At 72.9% G+C, this 15,165-nt stretch carries 16 protein-coding genes; 8 read left to right on the forward strand and 8 right to left on the reverse strand.

Features of this window, described 5'->3' with window-relative positions; genetic code table 11:
- The first annotated feature begins 158 nt into the window (after window positions 1–158).
- On the forward strand, window positions 159–917 hold the full coding sequence (locus H9I49_RS01620; RefSeq protein ID WP_188028574.1) for a peptidoglycan-binding protein: 759 nt from the start codon (window positions 159–161) through the stop codon (window positions 915–917).
- Between the two features lie 22 nt (window positions 918–939).
- On the opposite strand, the gene pheA is transcribed toward H9I49_RS01620, so the two are convergent.
- On the reverse strand, window positions 940–1,815 hold the full coding sequence (gene pheA, locus H9I49_RS01625; protein WP_223128299.1) for a prephenate dehydratase: 876 nt from the start codon (window positions 1,813–1,815) through the stop codon (window positions 940–942).
- Between the two features lie 68 nt (window positions 1,816–1,883).
- Entirely contained in the window at window positions 1,884–2,423 is a 540-nt protein-coding gene (locus tag H9I49_RS01630; protein WP_188028576.1) for a DUF4446 family protein, read from the reverse strand.
- 98 nt (window positions 2,424–2,521) lie between these two features.
- Between H9I49_RS01630 and H9I49_RS01635 the strand changes: the two genes are divergently transcribed.
- Together H9I49_RS01635 and H9I49_RS01640 are read left to right on the forward strand one after the other, a co-directional pair.
- Entirely contained in the window at window positions 2,522–4,714 is a 2,193-nt protein-coding gene (locus tag H9I49_RS01635; protein ID WP_188028577.1) for a hypothetical protein, read from the forward strand.
- A 23-nt stretch (window positions 4,715–4,737) separates the two neighbouring features.
- The gene (locus H9I49_RS01640; RefSeq protein ID WP_370587384.1) at window positions 4,738–5,082 is read left to right on the forward strand and encodes an SRPBCC domain-containing protein; all 345 of its coding nucleotides are present in this window, start codon (window positions 4,738–4,740) and stop codon (window positions 5,080–5,082) included.
- A 100-nt stretch (window positions 5,083–5,182) separates the two neighbouring features.
- On the opposite strand, the gene H9I49_RS01645 is transcribed toward H9I49_RS01640, so the two are convergent.
- Genes H9I49_RS01645 through H9I49_RS01660 form a run of 4 tightly spaced genes read right to left on the reverse strand, consistent with a single transcriptional unit; the run spans window position 5,183 to window position 8,763 of the window.
- Window positions 5,183–5,914: a glycosyltransferase gene (locus H9I49_RS01645; RefSeq protein ID WP_188028578.1), complete on the reverse strand. Its 732-nt coding sequence runs from the start codon at window positions 5,912–5,914 to the stop codon at window positions 5,183–5,185.
- A 14-nt stretch (window positions 5,915–5,928) separates the two neighbouring features.
- Window positions 5,929–6,816 carry a DUF5926 family protein gene (locus H9I49_RS01650; protein ID WP_188028579.1) on the reverse strand — a complete coding sequence of 296 codons (888 nt, stop codon included), beginning with the start codon at window positions 6,814–6,816 and terminating at the stop codon, window positions 5,929–5,931.
- Window positions 6,817–6,844: 28 nt separating this feature from the next.
- Entirely contained in the window at window positions 6,845–8,317 is a 1,473-nt protein-coding gene (locus tag H9I49_RS01655) for an LLM class flavin-dependent oxidoreductase (protein WP_188028580.1), read from the reverse strand.
- Between the two features lie 11 nt (window positions 8,318–8,328).
- The gene (locus H9I49_RS01660; protein ID WP_188028581.1) at window positions 8,329–8,763 is read right to left on the reverse strand and encodes an anti-sigma regulatory factor; all 435 of its coding nucleotides are present in this window, start codon (window positions 8,761–8,763) and stop codon (window positions 8,329–8,331) included.
- 361 nt (window positions 8,764–9,124) lie between these two features.
- On the opposite strand from H9I49_RS01660, the gene H9I49_RS01665 reads away from it, so the two are divergent.
- A complete protein-coding gene (locus H9I49_RS01665) occupies window positions 9,125–9,841 on the forward strand; it encodes a PadR family transcriptional regulator (protein WP_188028582.1) in 717 nt (238 codons plus the stop codon).
- Between the two features lie 47 nt (window positions 9,842–9,888).
- Here H9I49_RS01665 and H9I49_RS01670 read toward each other — a convergent pair whose 3' ends face one another.
- Window positions 9,889–10,413 carry a nitroreductase/quinone reductase family protein gene (locus tag H9I49_RS01670; protein ID WP_188028583.1) on the reverse strand — a complete coding sequence of 175 codons (525 nt, stop codon included), beginning with the start codon at window positions 10,411–10,413 and terminating at the stop codon, window positions 9,889–9,891.
- Between the two features lie 32 nt (window positions 10,414–10,445).
- Here H9I49_RS01670 and H9I49_RS01675 point away from each other — a divergent pair, with 32 nt between their 5' ends.
- Genes H9I49_RS01675 through H9I49_RS01685 form a run of 3 tightly spaced genes read left to right on the forward strand, consistent with a single transcriptional unit; the run spans window position 10,446 to window position 13,820 of the window.
- A complete protein-coding gene (locus H9I49_RS01675; RefSeq protein WP_188028584.1) occupies window positions 10,446–11,984 on the forward strand; it encodes a cobyric acid synthase in 1,539 nt (512 codons plus the stop codon).
- Window positions 11,981–13,378, forward strand: coding sequence for a precorrin-6A synthase (deacetylating) (cobF, locus tag H9I49_RS24265; RefSeq protein ID WP_188028585.1), 1,398 nt, complete (start codon window positions 11,981–11,983; stop codon window positions 13,376–13,378). Before H9I49_RS01675 ends, cobF begins: the two co-directional genes overlap by 4 nt.
- Before the next feature lie 31 nt (window positions 13,379–13,409).
- Window positions 13,410–13,820, forward strand: coding sequence for a hypothetical protein (locus H9I49_RS01685; protein ID WP_188028586.1), 411 nt, complete (start codon window positions 13,410–13,412; stop codon window positions 13,818–13,820).
- Here the strand turns inward: H9I49_RS01685 and H9I49_RS01690 are convergent.
- A complete protein-coding gene (locus H9I49_RS01690; RefSeq protein ID WP_188028587.1) occupies window positions 13,817–14,392 on the reverse strand; it encodes a dienelactone hydrolase family protein in 576 nt (191 codons plus the stop codon). The two genes, H9I49_RS01685 and H9I49_RS01690, sit on opposite strands and share 4 nt — an antisense overlap.
- Before the next feature lie 98 nt (window positions 14,393–14,490).
- On the opposite strand from H9I49_RS01690, the gene H9I49_RS01695 reads away from it, so the two are divergent.
- Window positions 14,491–15,120, forward strand: coding sequence for a helix-turn-helix domain-containing protein (locus H9I49_RS01695; RefSeq protein ID WP_188028588.1), 630 nt, complete (start codon window positions 14,491–14,493; stop codon window positions 15,118–15,120).
- Window positions 15,121–15,165: the final 45 nt, after the last annotated feature.

A 15,165-nucleotide genomic window follows, 5' to 3' on the forward strand; every position in this document is an offset into this window, starting at 1 on the left:
GGGCTTGGCAGCACCGGCGCCCCCTCCCTGCCCACCCGCGCACCCGGGCCGTATGCCGTGTGCCGCGCGTCCGCTCGCGCCGGGACCTCCCGAGCACGCATACTTCACGACGTCGACGGGCACCAGGGACCCGCGGACGGGAGCTCAGGGGAGTCGGGATGCAGGTCAGCACACGGGGTCACGGCGGTCGGCGCCGATGGATGCGGTCGGCGGTGGCGGTGGCCGTGCTCGGCATGGTCCTCGGGGCGTGCAGCCCCAAGGCGCCCGACGGGACCTCGGCGGCACCGTCGGCACCGGCGGTGAGCGCCACGAACACGGAGCCGCTCCGCCCGACCACGGCAGAGCCCCTGCCGACGGAGACCGCCGAACCGCTGACCCCGACGAAGCCGACGGAGCCCGCGGCGACCACGTCGGCCCCCACCCCGTCGGCGACGGACGACCCCGGCTCGGTGAGCGGGGACTGCACGAGGACGCTGCCGGCATACCCGGAGCTGTCACCCGGCGCGCAGGGTCGGGCCGTGCGCGCCCTGCAGTGCTTCCTCAACGACGCCGACTTCGGACCCGTGACGGTCGACGGCGTCTACGGCGCGCAGACCCGCGCCGCGATGAAGCGCCTCGAGGCGACGTACGAAGGGCCGGCCCCGAAGCCGGGCCGCGTCGATGCCGGCGTGTGGGTGCTCGTGATCAGCCGTTCGATGGGCAACGCGACGCTGAAGCAGGGGTCGAAGGGTGCCGACGTGACGACCCTGCAGCGGGCGCTGCGCGCGGCCGGCGCCACGATCACCGTCAATGGCCTCTTCGGCGCCGAGACGAAGAGGGCCGTCCAGCGCTTCCAGGACGCCAACCGCATCGGCGCCGACGGCATCGTCGGCGACGAGACGCTCTTCCTGCTCAAGAGCGGCGCGACGATCGGCTGACGCCCGCTGACGCCCGCGACGCTCAGGCGCGCAGCTCGTCGAGCCACGCCCGCGCGCGCTCGAAGTCCTCGTCGGTCGTGCCGGGCCTCGCGTCGGTGCGCCCGCGGTCGGCGCGCGGGTAGGAGCCGAGGAAGCGGACCTCGGCGCACACGCGGCGCAGGCCCATCAGGGTCTCGCCCACGCGCGCATCGAGCACGTGGCCCTCGGCGTCGATGGAGAAGCAGTACGAGCCCATCGCCTCGCCGGTGGGGCGGGACTCGAGCCGCGTCATGTTGACGCCGCGGACGGCGAACTGCTCGAGGAGCTCGAGCAGACCGCCCGCGTGGTCGTCGTTCTGGTAGAGCACGAGCGTCGTCTTGTCGGCGCCCGTGGGCTCGGGCAGCGTGCCCGGCCGCGACACCAGGACGAAGCGGGTCACGGCCGACCCGTTGTCGCCGATGTCGTCGGCGAGGATCTCGAGTCCCTCGTTGCGGGCCGCGACGGGGGCGCACACGCCGGCGTCGAACATGACGTCGCCAGGCTGCCCGAGCGCGGCCGCGCTCGCCGCGGTCGAGAGCGTGGGCACGTACTCGACGTCGGGAAGGTGCTCGCCCATCCACCGGCGCACCTGCGCCCAGGCGTGGGAGTGCGTTCCGACCGTGCGCACCAAGTCGAGCGACGTGCCGGGGCGGGCGCACAGGACGAACGTGATCGGCACGAGCACCTCGCCGATGACGACGAGCGGGTCACCGGTCGCGAGCGCGTCGAGGGTCGCGGACACGCCGCCCTCGACGGAGTTCTCGATCGGCACCATCGCGGCGTCGATCTCGCCGGTCCGCAGGGCCGCCAGCGCAGCGTCGACGGAGGGGAAGGGCAGGTGCTCACGTCCCTCGGCGGCGTCCCACTGGTCGAGGGCCATCTGGGTGAACGTGCCGCGCGGACCGAGGTAGCCGAAGCGGTGGAGCTGGTCGGGGGTGCGGGGCGGCGTCACGACACGTCCTTCGTGCGGTCGGGGAGACGGGCCGGCCGTCCGTGCTGGCCCATGCCGGACTCGTCCTTGGTCGCCGAGGCCAGCGCCTGCTGCTCCTCGGGGGTCAGGGTGATGCTCGACGCCCCGCCGACGATGCCCTTGGCGTACGTCCGTGACTCGCCCCTCGCGTGGATCGAGCTGATGACGATGCCGTCGCCGAGGTCGTCGACGATGGCGGCGGAGAAGGACAGACGGCCGCCCATGTCGCCGAACGCGTCGTAGCGCACGACGGCGACGTTGCGCAGGCTCTGGCGCACGTCGTCCTCGGTGCTCGCGACGTGCTCGCGCAGGAGGGTCACCTCGGCGGTGAGTCGGTCGATGCGGTGGTTCTGGGTGGCGGCGACGTGGGCGATGTCGGTCGTGCCGTGGTCGTCGAGCGCCGCGAAGTCCCGGCGCACCCCCGCGAGCCGCAGCTGGGCGCCGACGGCGAGAGCGAGGGCGAGCAGCGCGACGACGCCGGCCGCGAGGGCGAGGGTCGTCAGCGTCGAGGCGTCCACGATCGGCAAGGTTAGCCTCGCGCGCTCCCACGGGGCCGCTCGATTCCAGCCCGTGACCTCGCCCTCGCTGGACAGGCCCGGTTTGTAGTCTGTCCTGCGTGATCCGCAGCCACCCCGTCAAGACGCTCGTCGTCCTGCTCCTGGTGCTGGTGGCCGCGCTCACTCTCGCCTACGTCAAGCGCACGACCGTGCCGGTACCGCCGACGACGCAGCCCAAGCCCGGCGAGTCCCTCGTGGTCGTCGGCCTCGAGGGCCTCGCCTGGGACGATGTCTCCGCGGCCGACACCCCGACCCTGTGGGGGCTGCTTCGCGACGGGTCGGCCGCGTCGGTGTCGGTCAAGAGCCTGCGCCTGACGACGTGCCCCACCGACGGGTGGGCCACGGTGTCGGCGGGCGAGGCGGCCGGTCCGGAGACCGGCGACCAGCGCCCGGCCTGCACGTCTCTCCCGTCGGTCGCCGGTGACCCTGCTGCGGGGTTCCGCGTCATCGGTTTCGACGCGCTGGCGTCGGCGTCGCGGGAAGCGGAGTTCCGGGCCCAGCTCGGGCTGCTCGGCGACAGCTTCGCCGCCGCGAAGACCTGCATCCAGGCCGTCGGCCCCGGCGCGGGCCTGGCCGCTGCAACCTCCGACGGCAAGGTCGCGAAGTACGCGCCGTTCCAGGCGACGACCCTCGTGTCCGACCTCGCACAGTGTCCCGTGAGCATCGTCGACGTCGGAGGCATCGACGCGACCGACCCGGACCCTAAGCGCCAGGTCGAGAGGATCAACGGCATCGAGCGCCGCATCGACCTCGTCCTCGACGCGATGCCCAACGGCGCCGACCTCATCGTCGTCGGCCTCGCCGACCGCGACCGGCAGGAGCGCCTCCGGCTGCTGACGGCGACCGGGCCGCACTACGGCCCGGGCCTGCTCGCGTCGGCCTCCACCCGGCTGTCCGGGGTCGCGCAGCTCTCCGACATCACCGCGACGATCCTGCAGCGCGGTGGCGTCCAGTCCAGCGCGGCGATCGGGGGCCGCGCCCTCAGCGTCGTCCCGTCACCCAACAACAGCGAGTCGACCGCAGCGAGCAAGCTGACGGTCCTCACCGACATCGACACGAAGGCCGACGCGATGCACCGCATCGTCGCGCCCTTCCTCGTCATCTGGCTGAGCGCCACGGCTCTGGCCATGTTCGTCCTGTGGATCGTCGTCCGCCGCGCCCGCCCGTGGAACCAGCGCCTGACGCGGGCGCGGGTGCTGCGCCTGGTGCGGCTCGTCGGCCTCGTCTCCTCGGCGATGCCCGCCTCGACGTTCCTCGCGAACCTCGTGCCCTGGTGGCGGTGGTCGACCAACACGCTGGTCCTCACCGCCATGCTGCTCGTGCTCGTCCTCGTCGTCAGCGCTCTTCTCGCACTGGCCTGCCTCAAGGGCCCGTGGAGCAGCTCGGCCCTCGGCCCGCTCGCGGCGATGTCGGCCATCACGGCGGGTGTCATCGGCGTCGACCTGCTCACCGGCTCCCACCTGCAGATCTCGTCGATCTTCGGACTCCAGCCGCTCGTCGGTGGCCGCTTCTACGGGATGGGCAACGTCGCTTTCGCCCTGTATGCCGCCGCCGTCCTGCTGCTCTGCGCCGCTCTCGCGCACGCGCTGGTCCGGCGGGAGGCCCCGCGGCTCGCGGTCTTCGCGGTCGTCGTCATCGGTGGGATCGCGCTCGCTGTCGACGTGCTGCCGGCGTGGGGAGCCGACTTCGGCGGGCCGATCGCGCTCGTCCCGGCGCTCGGCTTCCTGCTCATGGGCGTCATGGGCCGGCGCACGTCGGTCCGCAACCTCGCGTTCGTGGTCCTCGCGGCGGGCCTCGTCGTCGGTCTCGTCTGCTACCTCGACTGGCGCCGCCCCGAGGCGGACCGCTCGCACCCTGGTCGCTTCCTCCAGACCGTCATCGACGGCGGTGCGTGGGATGTCATGTCGCGCAAGCTTTTTGCCAACATCTCCCTCGCAGTCCACCTGCCGGTGCTCCTGGTCCTCGTCGTCCTGCTCATGGCGCTCGTCGTGCTCGTCGTGGCGCGTCCCGGCGTCCTCGGTACGGAGCCGTTGCGGCGTCTGCTCGAGGAGGCACCGCTCATGCACCGCGGTCTCGTCTCGATCATCGCCATGGCCGTCATCGGGTTCCTCACCAACGACTCCGGGGCCGCGATCCCCCCGGTCGCGGCGATCTTCACCGTGCCGCTCGTCGTGTCGGCCGTCATGCACTTCCTGTCCATCGAGACACGCAACGCGCCCGTCCGACGTCGCCGCGACCGCCACCACCTCTGACCCGCGTCCCGAAGGCGACTCTCGTGGAGCCGAGACGGGTTGACACCAGCATCTACGACCGCGCCGCCGACGGCACCGAGTGCCGGTGCGCCCGGGTCCTCGCCCGGGAGCCGCCCCACCGGGTGGTCTTCAGCTGGGACATCAGCCCCCGCTGGGCGCTGGTGACCGATCCCGAGCTCACGAGTGAGGTCGAGGTCCGGTTCGTCGCCGAGACCGCGGACCGGACGCGCGTCGAGCTCGAGCACCGCCACCTCGACCGTCACGGCCCCGGCTGGGAGTCCGTCCGCGACGGCGTCGCCGACGACGCCGGCTGGCCGCTCTGCCTCGGGCGCTTCGCCGACCTCGTCGGAGCCCGGGCCACTTCCTGACCAACCGGCACGTGCGCCGAACGGCCACCCTCGTAGAGGGTTCGCGTCACCCGGACGACGACAGCCCTTCGCGGGTCCGCCGACGAGAGCGAACCTCGGCTCAGTTGGGGCCGAGGCGCCGGCGCAACCGTCGAACGCCGAGGGCCAGCGCCACGTCGCGGTACTGAGCGGCCCGGTGCACCTGGGAACGCCAGTCGGCGCCGGTGACCCGGTGCTGCAGGTCGCACGGCACCTCGAGGATCGTCAGCCCCGCGTCGAGCACGTCGATCGTCATGCCGACCTCGACGCCCCACCCCCGCGCGAACGGGGTGGCGGCGGCGACGGCGGCCGGCGACAGGCAGCGCATGCCGGACAACGGCTGGACGGGCGACCACCCGGTCAGCTCCTCGATGCCGCGTCGGGCGAGGCCGACGACGAGCCCGTGCCCACCCGCGCTGCCGACCTGCTGGGGCAGCGTCGCGATGGTGAGGTCGGCCTCCCCGCGCGCGACGGGGCCGACGAGCGCCCCGACGGCCGGCGCCGACGACTCGAGGTCGGCGTCGGCGAAGAGCACCGAAGCGCCTGAGTCGAGGCGGCCGACCCGGCGCAGGCCGTTGACACGCCCGAGACCGCTCATCATGGCGTCGGCCTTGCCATGGTGGCGCGCGTGGCGCACGACCTCGACCCCCTCGCGGGCCGCGATGGCAGCCGTGCCGTCGGTCGAGCCGTCGTCGACGACGACGACCGCTGCCACGCCGGCGATCGCGCGCACACCGTGGATCGTCTCGGCGATCCGGGCAGCCTCGTTCCTCGCGGGGATGACGACGGCGACGGACACGGGCGCGGTCCTCATCGGGCTCCGTCCGCTCAGCGCAGCGTGACCTGGCGGTTCGTCAGGCCGGCCTTGGCCCCGCGCTCGGCTGCCGTCAGCGGCTCGGTCGAGGCGGCGGCCGCGTCGATGCGCGTCTTCATCGCGGCGACGGCGTCCTCGAACTCGGCGGCCTCCGAGCCGGGGTCGACCTCCCACACGGGGATGAGCAGACCACTCGACCGGAAGCAGCCGAGCAGGCGGCCGTCCTCGCCGAGGTGGCTCTCGCCGGCGGCGTGCAGGCGGGCCAGGGCGTTCGTGGCGGTGTCCTCGTCGAAGGGCAGCACCCAACGGACGTAGGTGCGCTCGCCGATGCGGCACCAGAACGCCGACGGTGCGGCGTCGAGCTTGACGGTCGGGATGGCGGACTCGTTGGCGCGCTCGAGCGACTCCTTGCCCTCGGCGTCGAGCTCGGCGTCGGCGACCCAGAAGTCGAAGCCCTCGTGCAGCTCGAGCTCGAACGGCGCGTCGAGGTCGAGGATGTCCTGGAGGCGGACGGTGTCGGCCGTCGACACCGGCAGCGTCGTGACGGGCGCGCCGGGCTCAGCGGCCGATGCGAGCGCGATGGCCTGGGCGATGTCGCGGCTCGTGTCGCCGCTCGCGTTGCCGGACTGGATGCCGACGAGCACCTCACCTGCCTCGCGGTGCAGGCCCGGCCAGGCGAGCGGGAGCACCGTCGCAATGGTCACCTCGTCGGGCGCACCCTCGGGGGCCTTGCCCTTCGCAAAGCGCACGGTCGCCGTGGCGGCCGGGACGATCTCGCGCATCGCGACCCAGTCGGTCTCGCTGGGCAGGCCCTCGAAGGGACGGGCCACGAACGGCGCCGGAAGGGGACGTGCGGAACGGTCAGCGCGCTCGCCGCGCGGTCGACGTGATGCCTTACCCATGCGCGTCACCCTAGTGGCCCGGTGCGGGTCAGCCGAACGCGGTCGCGAGGGGTGCGAGGGCGAGGACGTCGTCGGGACGACCCAACCCGACCGGCGCGACGAACGCCGTCGTCACACCGCGCTGCCTGAGCCCGGCGAGGCGGTCGGCGTGCTCGGAGGCGGTGCCGGCATGGTGCCGCGCCGCGAACGTGGCAGCCGGTGTGCGGCCGCGGTGCCGCTCGACCCGTGCCCACACGTCGTCACGGTCGCTGCCGACGAGCGGTAGGTCGAGCACGGTTGCATGCACCTCGGCGACGTCGCGGCCCTGCTCGCGGACGAGCGCGAGGAAGTGCTCGAGCTTCGCGAGCCCGGCGTCGTCCGAGGGCACGTTGCAGCCGTCGGCCAGACGCGCCGCGATGCGGAGGGTGAGCTCGCCGGCGCCACCGACGATCACCGGGATGGCGCCGACGGGGCGCGGGTATGACGTCGTCTCGGGCAGCGAGACGCGCCGTCCGGCATACGGCTTGGTGCCCGGCGCCCACAGCGCCTTCATGGTCTCGATGCCACGTTCCAGGTCATCCAACCGCTCTCTCGCAGAAGGAAACCCGAGCCCGTATGCCGCGTGCTCGCGTTCCCACCACCCGGCGCCGACCCCCACGAAGGTACGCCCGCCCGCAAGAGCCGAGAGGGTCGCCGCGGCCTTGGCGGTGATGCCGGGTGCCCGGAAGGTCACGGGCGTGACCAGCGTGCCCAGCTGGAGCCGGGTCGTCGACGCGGCGAGGGCGCCGAGCGTGACCCATGGTTCGGGGATGGGGTCCCAGGCGCGTCCGACCTGCGGGATCTGGATGAGGTGGTCCATGAGGGCGAGTCCCGCGAGCCCGGTCTCCTCGGCGGCGGCGGCCATCGCCAGCAGCCAGGCGAGGAGATCCCCCTCGGCCGGGAAGGCCGACAGCTGGAGCACGACGCCGCGCAGCCCGGCCGCCGGCGCTGACCCCGGCTCGGACGCGGGGCGGGCGTCGAGCGCCGCCTGCGGGCTGCTCCGCTCGCTCGGCCCGTCCGGCCGACCCGGCTCGACGCGGACGACCTGCCAGCCCTCCGACTCGAGCCCCGCCACGGTGGCGGCGACCGACGCGAGCTGGCTCGTCAGCACGCGGGCCGGCACAGGCCGGTCGCGGTCGGCGTTCCGGCTGCGGCACAGGGCCGCCGGGGTGTCGAGCACGACGGCGACGGACGGCATACCGGCCCGTTCGGCGGCGTCGTGCCAGCGGCTGCGGCGGACGGCATCCGTTCCGAGCGTGTCGACGACGGTCGTCAGGCCGCGGCCCAGACGCGCGGCGACGACCTGCTCGAGGAGGGCGAACGCGTCAGCCGACGCGTCGAGGTCGTGCTCGCCGCTGCCGACGACACCGCGGAGCGCATCGGACGACACGACCTCGGCGGCCCGGTAGCGCTGGGCAGCCCAGGTCGACTTGCCCGAACCCGAGGCGCCGACGAGCACGACGAGCGCCGGGTCGGGCAGCACCGGAGGGCGGCTCAGTGCGAGCGGCGGCGGGACGGGCCGCCGAGCGAGGCCCAGACCGTGCGGCCGTGCGGCTCGTCGATGACGCCCCACTCATGGGCGAGCGAACGGACGATGCGCAGCCCTCGACCCCCGGGGGCCCACATGGTCGGCGGCGCCGGACGCGGTGTGGTAGGGCCGCCGCCGTCGGAGACCTCGACCTCGACGACGTTGTTCTTGACCTTCCAGTGCACGCGGATCGCGCCATCGGCCAGCGGCTTCGCATGGCGGATGGCGTTCGCGACGAGCTCGCTCACGACGATCTCGGCCTCGTCGATGACCGGCGCCGGGACCTGCCGGGCCAGGAGGTCCTCGACGAGCTCCTTGCGGATGCGCGTCGCAGCGGACGGCGCCCACTGGATGCGCACGGTGCGCTTCTCGCCCAGAGGCACAGCCGGGACGTTGCTCATGGGTCTCCTCGCGATCGCTTCGGCTCGGCGGCCGTCCATACCCGTGCGGGCCGTCGATCCGGTCCCCTGTGTGCTCGCCACGTCACGTCCTCCTCACGGCGATACGCATGCCCCCGCCGTCGAACCTAACCAAACCTGCGCTGTACCTCAATGAACACTGTGACTTTTCCCGTGCGCCTCACAGCCGGCCGTGCGTGCGCAGTGCCGTCTAGCGATCCCTCTAGACGCGGGCAGATGACGGGAGCCACGTACCAAACATTCGTACCCACTGGATGCTGCCCGTTGCTTCGCGAACACTCGCGATATATCGTCAACCTATCGCGACTGTTCGTGAGTCGCGCAGCGAAGAAGGAGAAGCACCATGTACGGACACCGACACACCCGACGTGAGTCCGGTTGGGACGGCGGCGGATGGGGCGGCGGATGGGGCGGCGGCCACGGTGGTCCCCGCAACGGCCCCGGCTTCGGTCCCTGGGGCGGCCCCGGAGGACCGGGAGGCCCCGGCGGCCGCGGACGACCCGGCCCGCCCCCCTGGGTCGCCGACCTCGTCCGCCACTTCGGCGGACCCGGCTTCGGCGGCGAGTTCGGCGGACGCCGCGGACCCCGCGCTCGACGCGGCGACGTGCGCGCCGCCATCCTCGACGTCCTCGCGGGCGACGAGATGAACGGCTACCAGCTCATCCAGCAGATCTCCGAGCGCACCGGCGGGGCGTGGAAGCCGAGCCCCGGCTCGGTCTACCCGACCGTCCAGCAGCTCGAGGACGAGGGGCTCGTCGAGGGCCGCGACGTCGAGGGCCGGCGACTGCTCCGCCTGACCGACGCCGGGCGCGCCTACGTCGAGGAGAACGCCGAGGAGATGGCCGCCACCTGGCGCCCCTTCGAGGAGTCCTCCGAGGAGGAGGAGGCGCCGCAACGCCACGGCGGCAGCGACCTGATGCCCATCGTCGGCCAGGTCATGGGCGCGATGTGGCAGATCGTCACGACCGGCACGTCGCAGCAGCGGGCCGAGGCCGCCGAGATCCTCACCGAGACCCGGCGCAAGCTCTACCACCTGCTCGCCGACGGCGATCCTGAGTGAGCGGACCCGAGTGAGCCGATCCGCTGGCTCCCGCACCCCGGGCACGCTCAGTCGTGCTCGGGGTGCTCTGCGTCTTGGGGGTGCAGGACGAAGAAGCCGAGGTCGCGCCCCCCGGCCCTCTTCTCGTATGCCGTGTAGCCGCGGTAGTAGGCGAGCGCCGCCCGGCGCACGCGTTCCCGTTCGGGACCGTGCACCTGCTCCGCCCACACCCGGTGGGTGACCCCGTCGACCTCGAGCGAGGCAAGCGGGTGGGCGCGCAGGTTGAAGTACCAGGCCGGCGGGCGCTCCGAGCCGTAGTGCGAGGCGATGACGCCCCATCCGTCCTCGAGCGGGACGACGAGGAGCGGGACGGTGCGCTGCCGGCCAGAACGTGCCCCGGTCGTCGTCAGCAGGCCGACCGGGACCGCGGCGAGCACCTGGCTGGGCGCAGGCCGACCCGGTGCGAGCCGGTGCGCGAGCAGGTCGAGCCGGTGCAGCGTGCGTTTCGAGACCCACGCGCCCGGACGTGACGCGACGACCCGCCTCAGTGCCCGCTGGGCGCGGTTGGCCTCGTCGTCGCGGCGCAGCTGCATGGCTGCAGCGTAGGACCCGGTCCGGCGGCAGGATGCCGGTCGGGCAGGATGGCCGAGTGGTCCAGCCCGCCCCCTCCGGCCTCCTCGTCGCCGGCACCTCATCCGATGCCGGCAAGTCCGTGATCGTCGCGGGCCTGTGCCGGGCACTCGTGCGCCGTGGCCTGCGCGTCGCGCCGTTCAAGGCGCAGAACATGTCGAACAACTCGATGGTGTGCCTCGACGGTGGCGAGATCGGGCGGGCGCAGTGGCTCCAGGCCGTCGCCGCACGGCTCGAGCCGACGACGGCGATGAACCCCGTGCTGCTCAAGCCGGGCACCGACCGGCGCTCGTTCATCGTCGTGCGCGGCGAGCCTGCCGGCACCCTCGAGGCGGGGCAGTATGCCGCGGGGCGGGCGCATCTCGCCGACGCCGCCTTCGCGGCCTACCGGGAGCTCGCGGACGCATACGACCTCGTCGTCTGCGAGGGCGCGGGATCGCCGGCGGAGATCAACCTGCGCTCGGGCGACTACGTCAACCTGGGACTCGCACGCGAGTTCGGGCTGCCGGTCGTGGTCGTCGGCGACATCGACCGCGGCGGCATCCTCGCAGCCCTCTACGGCACCTGGGCGCTGCTGGACGAGGACGACCGGGCGTCGCTGAAGTCTTTTGTCATCAACAAGTTCCGCGGCGACGTGTCCGTGCTCGAGCCGGGCCTCGACGAGATCACCGCGCGCACCGGGGTGCCCTTCCACGGCGTCATCCCCTGGCTGCTCGACGTGTGGCTCGACAGCGAGGACACCCTGGAGGTCGGCCACTGGCGGGCGTCGACGGCGTTGTCGGCGACGGCCCGCGACCGGCTCAAGGTCGCCGTGGTGCGACTCCCGCGGATCTCGAACGCCACCGACGTCGACGCGCTCGCCGCCGAGCCCGGCGTCGACGTCCTGGTGACGGTCGACCCAGCCGTGGCGGAGACGGCCGACCTGCTCGTGCTGCCCGGATCCCGCTCCACCGCAAGCGATCTCGCGTGGCTGCGCGAGCGCGGTCTGGCCGACGTCGTGTCGCGTCGGGTGGCTGCCGGGCGTCCGGTACTCGGCGTGTGCGGTGGCTACCAGATGCTCGGACAGGAGATCGAGGACGACGTCGAGGGGCGGGTCGGGGTCGTGCCCGGGCTGGGGCTGCTTCCGGTCCGGGTCGAGTTCGGCGAGGCCAAGGTGCTCGCTCGGCCGACAGGGTCGTGGTCGGGACACAGCGTCGACACGGCATACGAGATCCACCACGGCATCGCCCGCCGCCTTCCGCCGGCCAACGGCGAGGTCGCGAATCCGCCTGCAGTGCAAGGGTTCCTCGACGGCTGGCACGTCGGCCCGGTGTGGGGGACGATGTGGCACGGCGCGTTCGAGAGCGACGACTTCCGACGGGTCTGGCTCGCCCAGGTCGCGTCGACAGTCGGTTCGCAGTGGCAGCCGCAGCCCGGGGCCCCGGGCTTCGCCGAGCGACGTGAGCGGATGCTCGACACCCTCGCCGACGCCCTCGAGGAGCACGTCGACGTCGACGCCCTGCTCGCACTGACCCGGGCGGGGTCCACCTCGTGATCGGGCGGATCCGGGTCATCGGGATCGGGATGGGCAACCCGGGGCACGTCACCGGCGAGGCCGCCGGCGCTCTGGCGACGGTCGACGTCTTCCTCGTCGCCGACAAGGGCGAGGTCAAGTCCGACCTCGTCGCCGCCCGGCAGGCGGTGTGCGACGCCCTGATCCCGGCCGACCACGCGTACCGCGTCGTCGAGGTGCCCGACCCGCGGCGGGGGCCGGACGCCGAACGCGACGCGACGGCATACGACCGAGGGGTGCGCGACTGGCACGCGGCGCGCGTCGACGCGTACGCCGAGGTCATCGACGGGCTCCCGGACAGCGAGACGACGGTCGGCTTCCTCGTGTGGGGCGACCCGGCCTTCTACGACTCGACGATCCGCGTCGTCGACGCGCTGGTCGCGCGGTACGCCGCGGCCGGAGTCGCCGTCGAGCACGACGTCATCGCTGGCATCAGCGCGCCCCAGCTGCTCGCCGCCCGGCACCGCATCCCACTCAACCGCATCGGCGCCCCGATCCACATCACGACCGGCCGCCGCCTCGTCGAGGAGTACGACCTCGCGCTCGGCGACGTCGTCGTCATGCTCGACGGGCACCTGGCGTGCGCAGGCCTGGTCGACGCGTACCCGCAGCTCGAGCTCTTCTGGGGCGCCTACCTCGGCTCGCCCGACGAGCTGCTCGTTGCCGGCCGGCTCGGCGACGTCGTCGACGAGGTGCACCGGGTGCGTGCCGAGGCCCGCGAGCGTCATGGCTGGGTCATGGACACCTACCTGCTGCGGCAGCCGACCGACGCGCCGGTGCCGGCTCGTGTCGGCCCGTCCGGCCCCGCGTTCCCGGCGACCGGGACGCTCAGCGACGGGGTCGTGGCGGTGCGGCCGCTCGGGCCCGGGGACTGGGAGGTCGTGCGCGACGAGCACAACAACGAGGAGTCGCTGCGCTGGGCCTTCACCGACGAGCCGCTGACCGATGACGATGCACGGAGGGTCGCCGCCGGGGCTGCTGTCGAGTGGCGGCGCGGGCGGGCGGCGCGGTTCGTCATGATCGATGTCGAGACGGGCCGCGGCGCCGGGGTCATCGGTGTCATGCGGATGGGTCCGCCCGGGATCGGCCTCCTCGGCTACGGCGTCGTGCCGGACTTCCGAGGGCGCGGGTTCACGGCCCGCGCGCTGCGGCTCGTGTCGGACTGGGCGTTCCGCGAGGCGGGAGTCGCACGGCTCGAGCTGGGGCACAAGGTCGACAACGTCGCATCCGGCAAGGCTGCGACGAGGGCCGGTTTCCGGGCCGAGGGCCGGCTGGCCGGGCGACTGCCCAACCCCGACGGTACGCGGTCCGACGAGATCTACTACTCGCTGACGCCCGAGTCCGGAGCGACCGAGCCGACCGAACCGACTCGCTGAGCGGTGCCGCAGCTAGACGTTCGAGCCGGCCATGCTGCTGTGGTTCGCGGCCGGGGTCCTCGCGTGCGTCTGGCTGGTCCGGCTCCAGTGGTTGCTCCTCCGCGCGCACCGGCTCCACACCCGGGCCACCGACCTGGGCCTGTGGGTCATGTGGGTCCTGCCGGTCGTCAGCTGGATCCTCCCTCCCGTGCGGATCTCGCGCATGGACAAGGCGATCCACGGCAGACGTTCATGGACGGTGTGGGTCTGGGCCGTCCTCTGGGCCGCGCTGACGACGCCCCCACTGTGGTCACCGGACGACCTGACCGCACCGCCCCAGGGTGAACGGGTGCTGCTCCTCGCGGCGACCTCCGTCGTGACGTACGCGCTCTGGGCTGTGGTCGTCGTGCGGTTGACCCGTGGCGCCGAGGTGCTCGCGCACGAGACCGGTCTGGATGCCTAGAGCCGCTCGAGGAAGGCGAGGACGCGCTGCATGACGAGCGCGGCAGCATCCGCGTCGTAGGCCGTCGTGCTGGCGTCGGCGAAGAGGTGGCCGCACCCGGCGTACGTGAAGAGCGCGCCGTCCTGCGCTGCGGCGACGATGTCACGGGCCGCGTCCACGTCGCCCTCGTCCATGAAGAACTCGTCGGCCTCGCCGCCGTGCACCTGCACCGGGACACCGGCCGGCCACTCGGGCGCGAACTCGCCGAGCGGGATCGCGGAGTCGAGCAGGAGAGCGCCGCGCGCACCGGATCGGGTCTGCGCGAGCTGCTGGGCCGGCATGACCCCGAGCGAGAACCCGGCGTAGACGAGGTCGTCGGGCAGGTCCTCGGCGGCTGCGACGCCCTGGTCCAGCAGGCTCTGGAAGCCGATGGACCGCGCGTTGGCCATCCCGTCGTCGAGGGTCGTGAAGCTCTTGCCGTCGTAGAGGTCAGGCGCGTGGACCGTGTGGCCCGCGGAGCGCAGTGCGTCGGCGAAGGCGCGGAAGCCCTCGGTCTGGCCCTGCGCGTGGTGGAAGAGGATGACCTCGGCCATGCTGACTCCTGTGCTGCTCGATGTGCTGCTCGATGTGCCGCTCGGTGTGCGGTTCGGTGTTCCGCTCTTTCAATCCAACAATCTAGACTGATCCAATAATGTCGATCAATAGCCAGGTGCCTGACTACGACCTCCCCGACACGGTGGAGATCACGACGCCTGCCCAGCTGCGGGCCATCGCCGACCCACTCCGGTCGTCGCTGCTCGACCTCCTCCTCGAGCGAGCCGCGACCGTGTCCGAGCTCGCGGCAGCGGTCGGGCGGCCCAAGAGCACGGTCGCCCACCACGTCGGCGTGCTCGTCCACGCCGGGATGCTGAGGGTCGTGCGCACCCGTCGCGTACGAGCGATCGACGAGCGCTACTACGGCCGTACCGGCCGCACCATCAACATCGGCGTAGCCCGCCGCCCGGGCGACACGACGACGCCGGTGTGCGTCAACGGGCTGTCGGTCGCGGCCGCCGAGTCGGTGCCGGCCCACGAGGACGACACGCTCTACAGCACCCTGCGCCACGTCCGCATCCCGCGCGAGAGCGCGTCGGAGTTCTGGCGTCGGGTCGAGGGACTCGTCCGCGAGTTCACGGCGCTGCCGCGGTCGGGCGACACGGTCTACGGGTTCGCCGTCGGCCTCTACCCGACCGAACAGCCGGTCCTCCCCGAACCCGACGATCCTGATCGCGCCGAGACCGCGCGGTTGGTGCGCCCCGACGACATCGACCGCGCGACCTGACGCGCGATCCAACGCCGCGGACGGCATACGCCTGCAGGTTCCGGA

The organism is Terrabacter sp. MAHUQ-38 (assembly GCF_014518425.1).
Lineage (GTDB): Bacteria > Actinomycetota > Actinomycetes > Actinomycetales > Dermatophilaceae > Terrabacter.

Coding starts and splice junctions, on each gene's coding strand:
- H9I49_RS01690 (WP_188028587.1), bottom strand. CDS start 14,392: ATGGCCGAGGTCATCCTCTTCCACCACGCGCAGGGCCAGACCGAGGGC.
- H9I49_RS01665 (WP_188028582.1), top strand. CDS start 9,125: ATGTACGGACACCGACACACCCGACGTGAGTCCGGTTGGGACGGCGGC.
- pheA (WP_223128299.1), bottom strand. CDS start 1,815: ATGGCCCTCGACCAGTGGGACGCCGCCGAGGGACGTGAGCACCTGCCC.
- H9I49_RS01695 (WP_188028588.1), top strand. CDS start 14,491: ATGTCGATCAATAGCCAGGTGCCTGACTACGACCTCCCCGACACGGTG.
- H9I49_RS01650 (WP_188028579.1), bottom strand. CDS start 6,816: ATGGGTAAGGCATCACGTCGACCGCGCGGCGAGCGCGCTGACCGTTCC.
- H9I49_RS01675 (WP_188028584.1), top strand. CDS start 10,446: ATGCCGGTCGGGCAGGATGGCCGAGTGGTCCAGCCCGCCCCCTCCGGC.
- H9I49_RS01645 (WP_188028578.1), bottom strand. CDS start 5,914: ATGAGGACCGCGCCCGTGTCCGTCGCCGTCGTCATCCCCGCGAGGAAC.
- H9I49_RS01670 (WP_188028583.1), bottom strand. CDS start 10,413: ATGCAGCTGCGCCGCGACGACGAGGCCAACCGCGCCCAGCGGGCACTG.
- H9I49_RS01620 (WP_188028574.1), top strand. CDS start 159: ATGCAGGTCAGCACACGGGGTCACGGCGGTCGGCGCCGATGGATGCGG.
- H9I49_RS01660 (WP_188028581.1), bottom strand. CDS start 8,763: ATGAGCAACGTCCCGGCTGTGCCTCTGGGCGAGAAGCGCACCGTGCGC.
- H9I49_RS01685 (WP_188028586.1), top strand. CDS start 13,410: ATGCTGCTGTGGTTCGCGGCCGGGGTCCTCGCGTGCGTCTGGCTGGTC.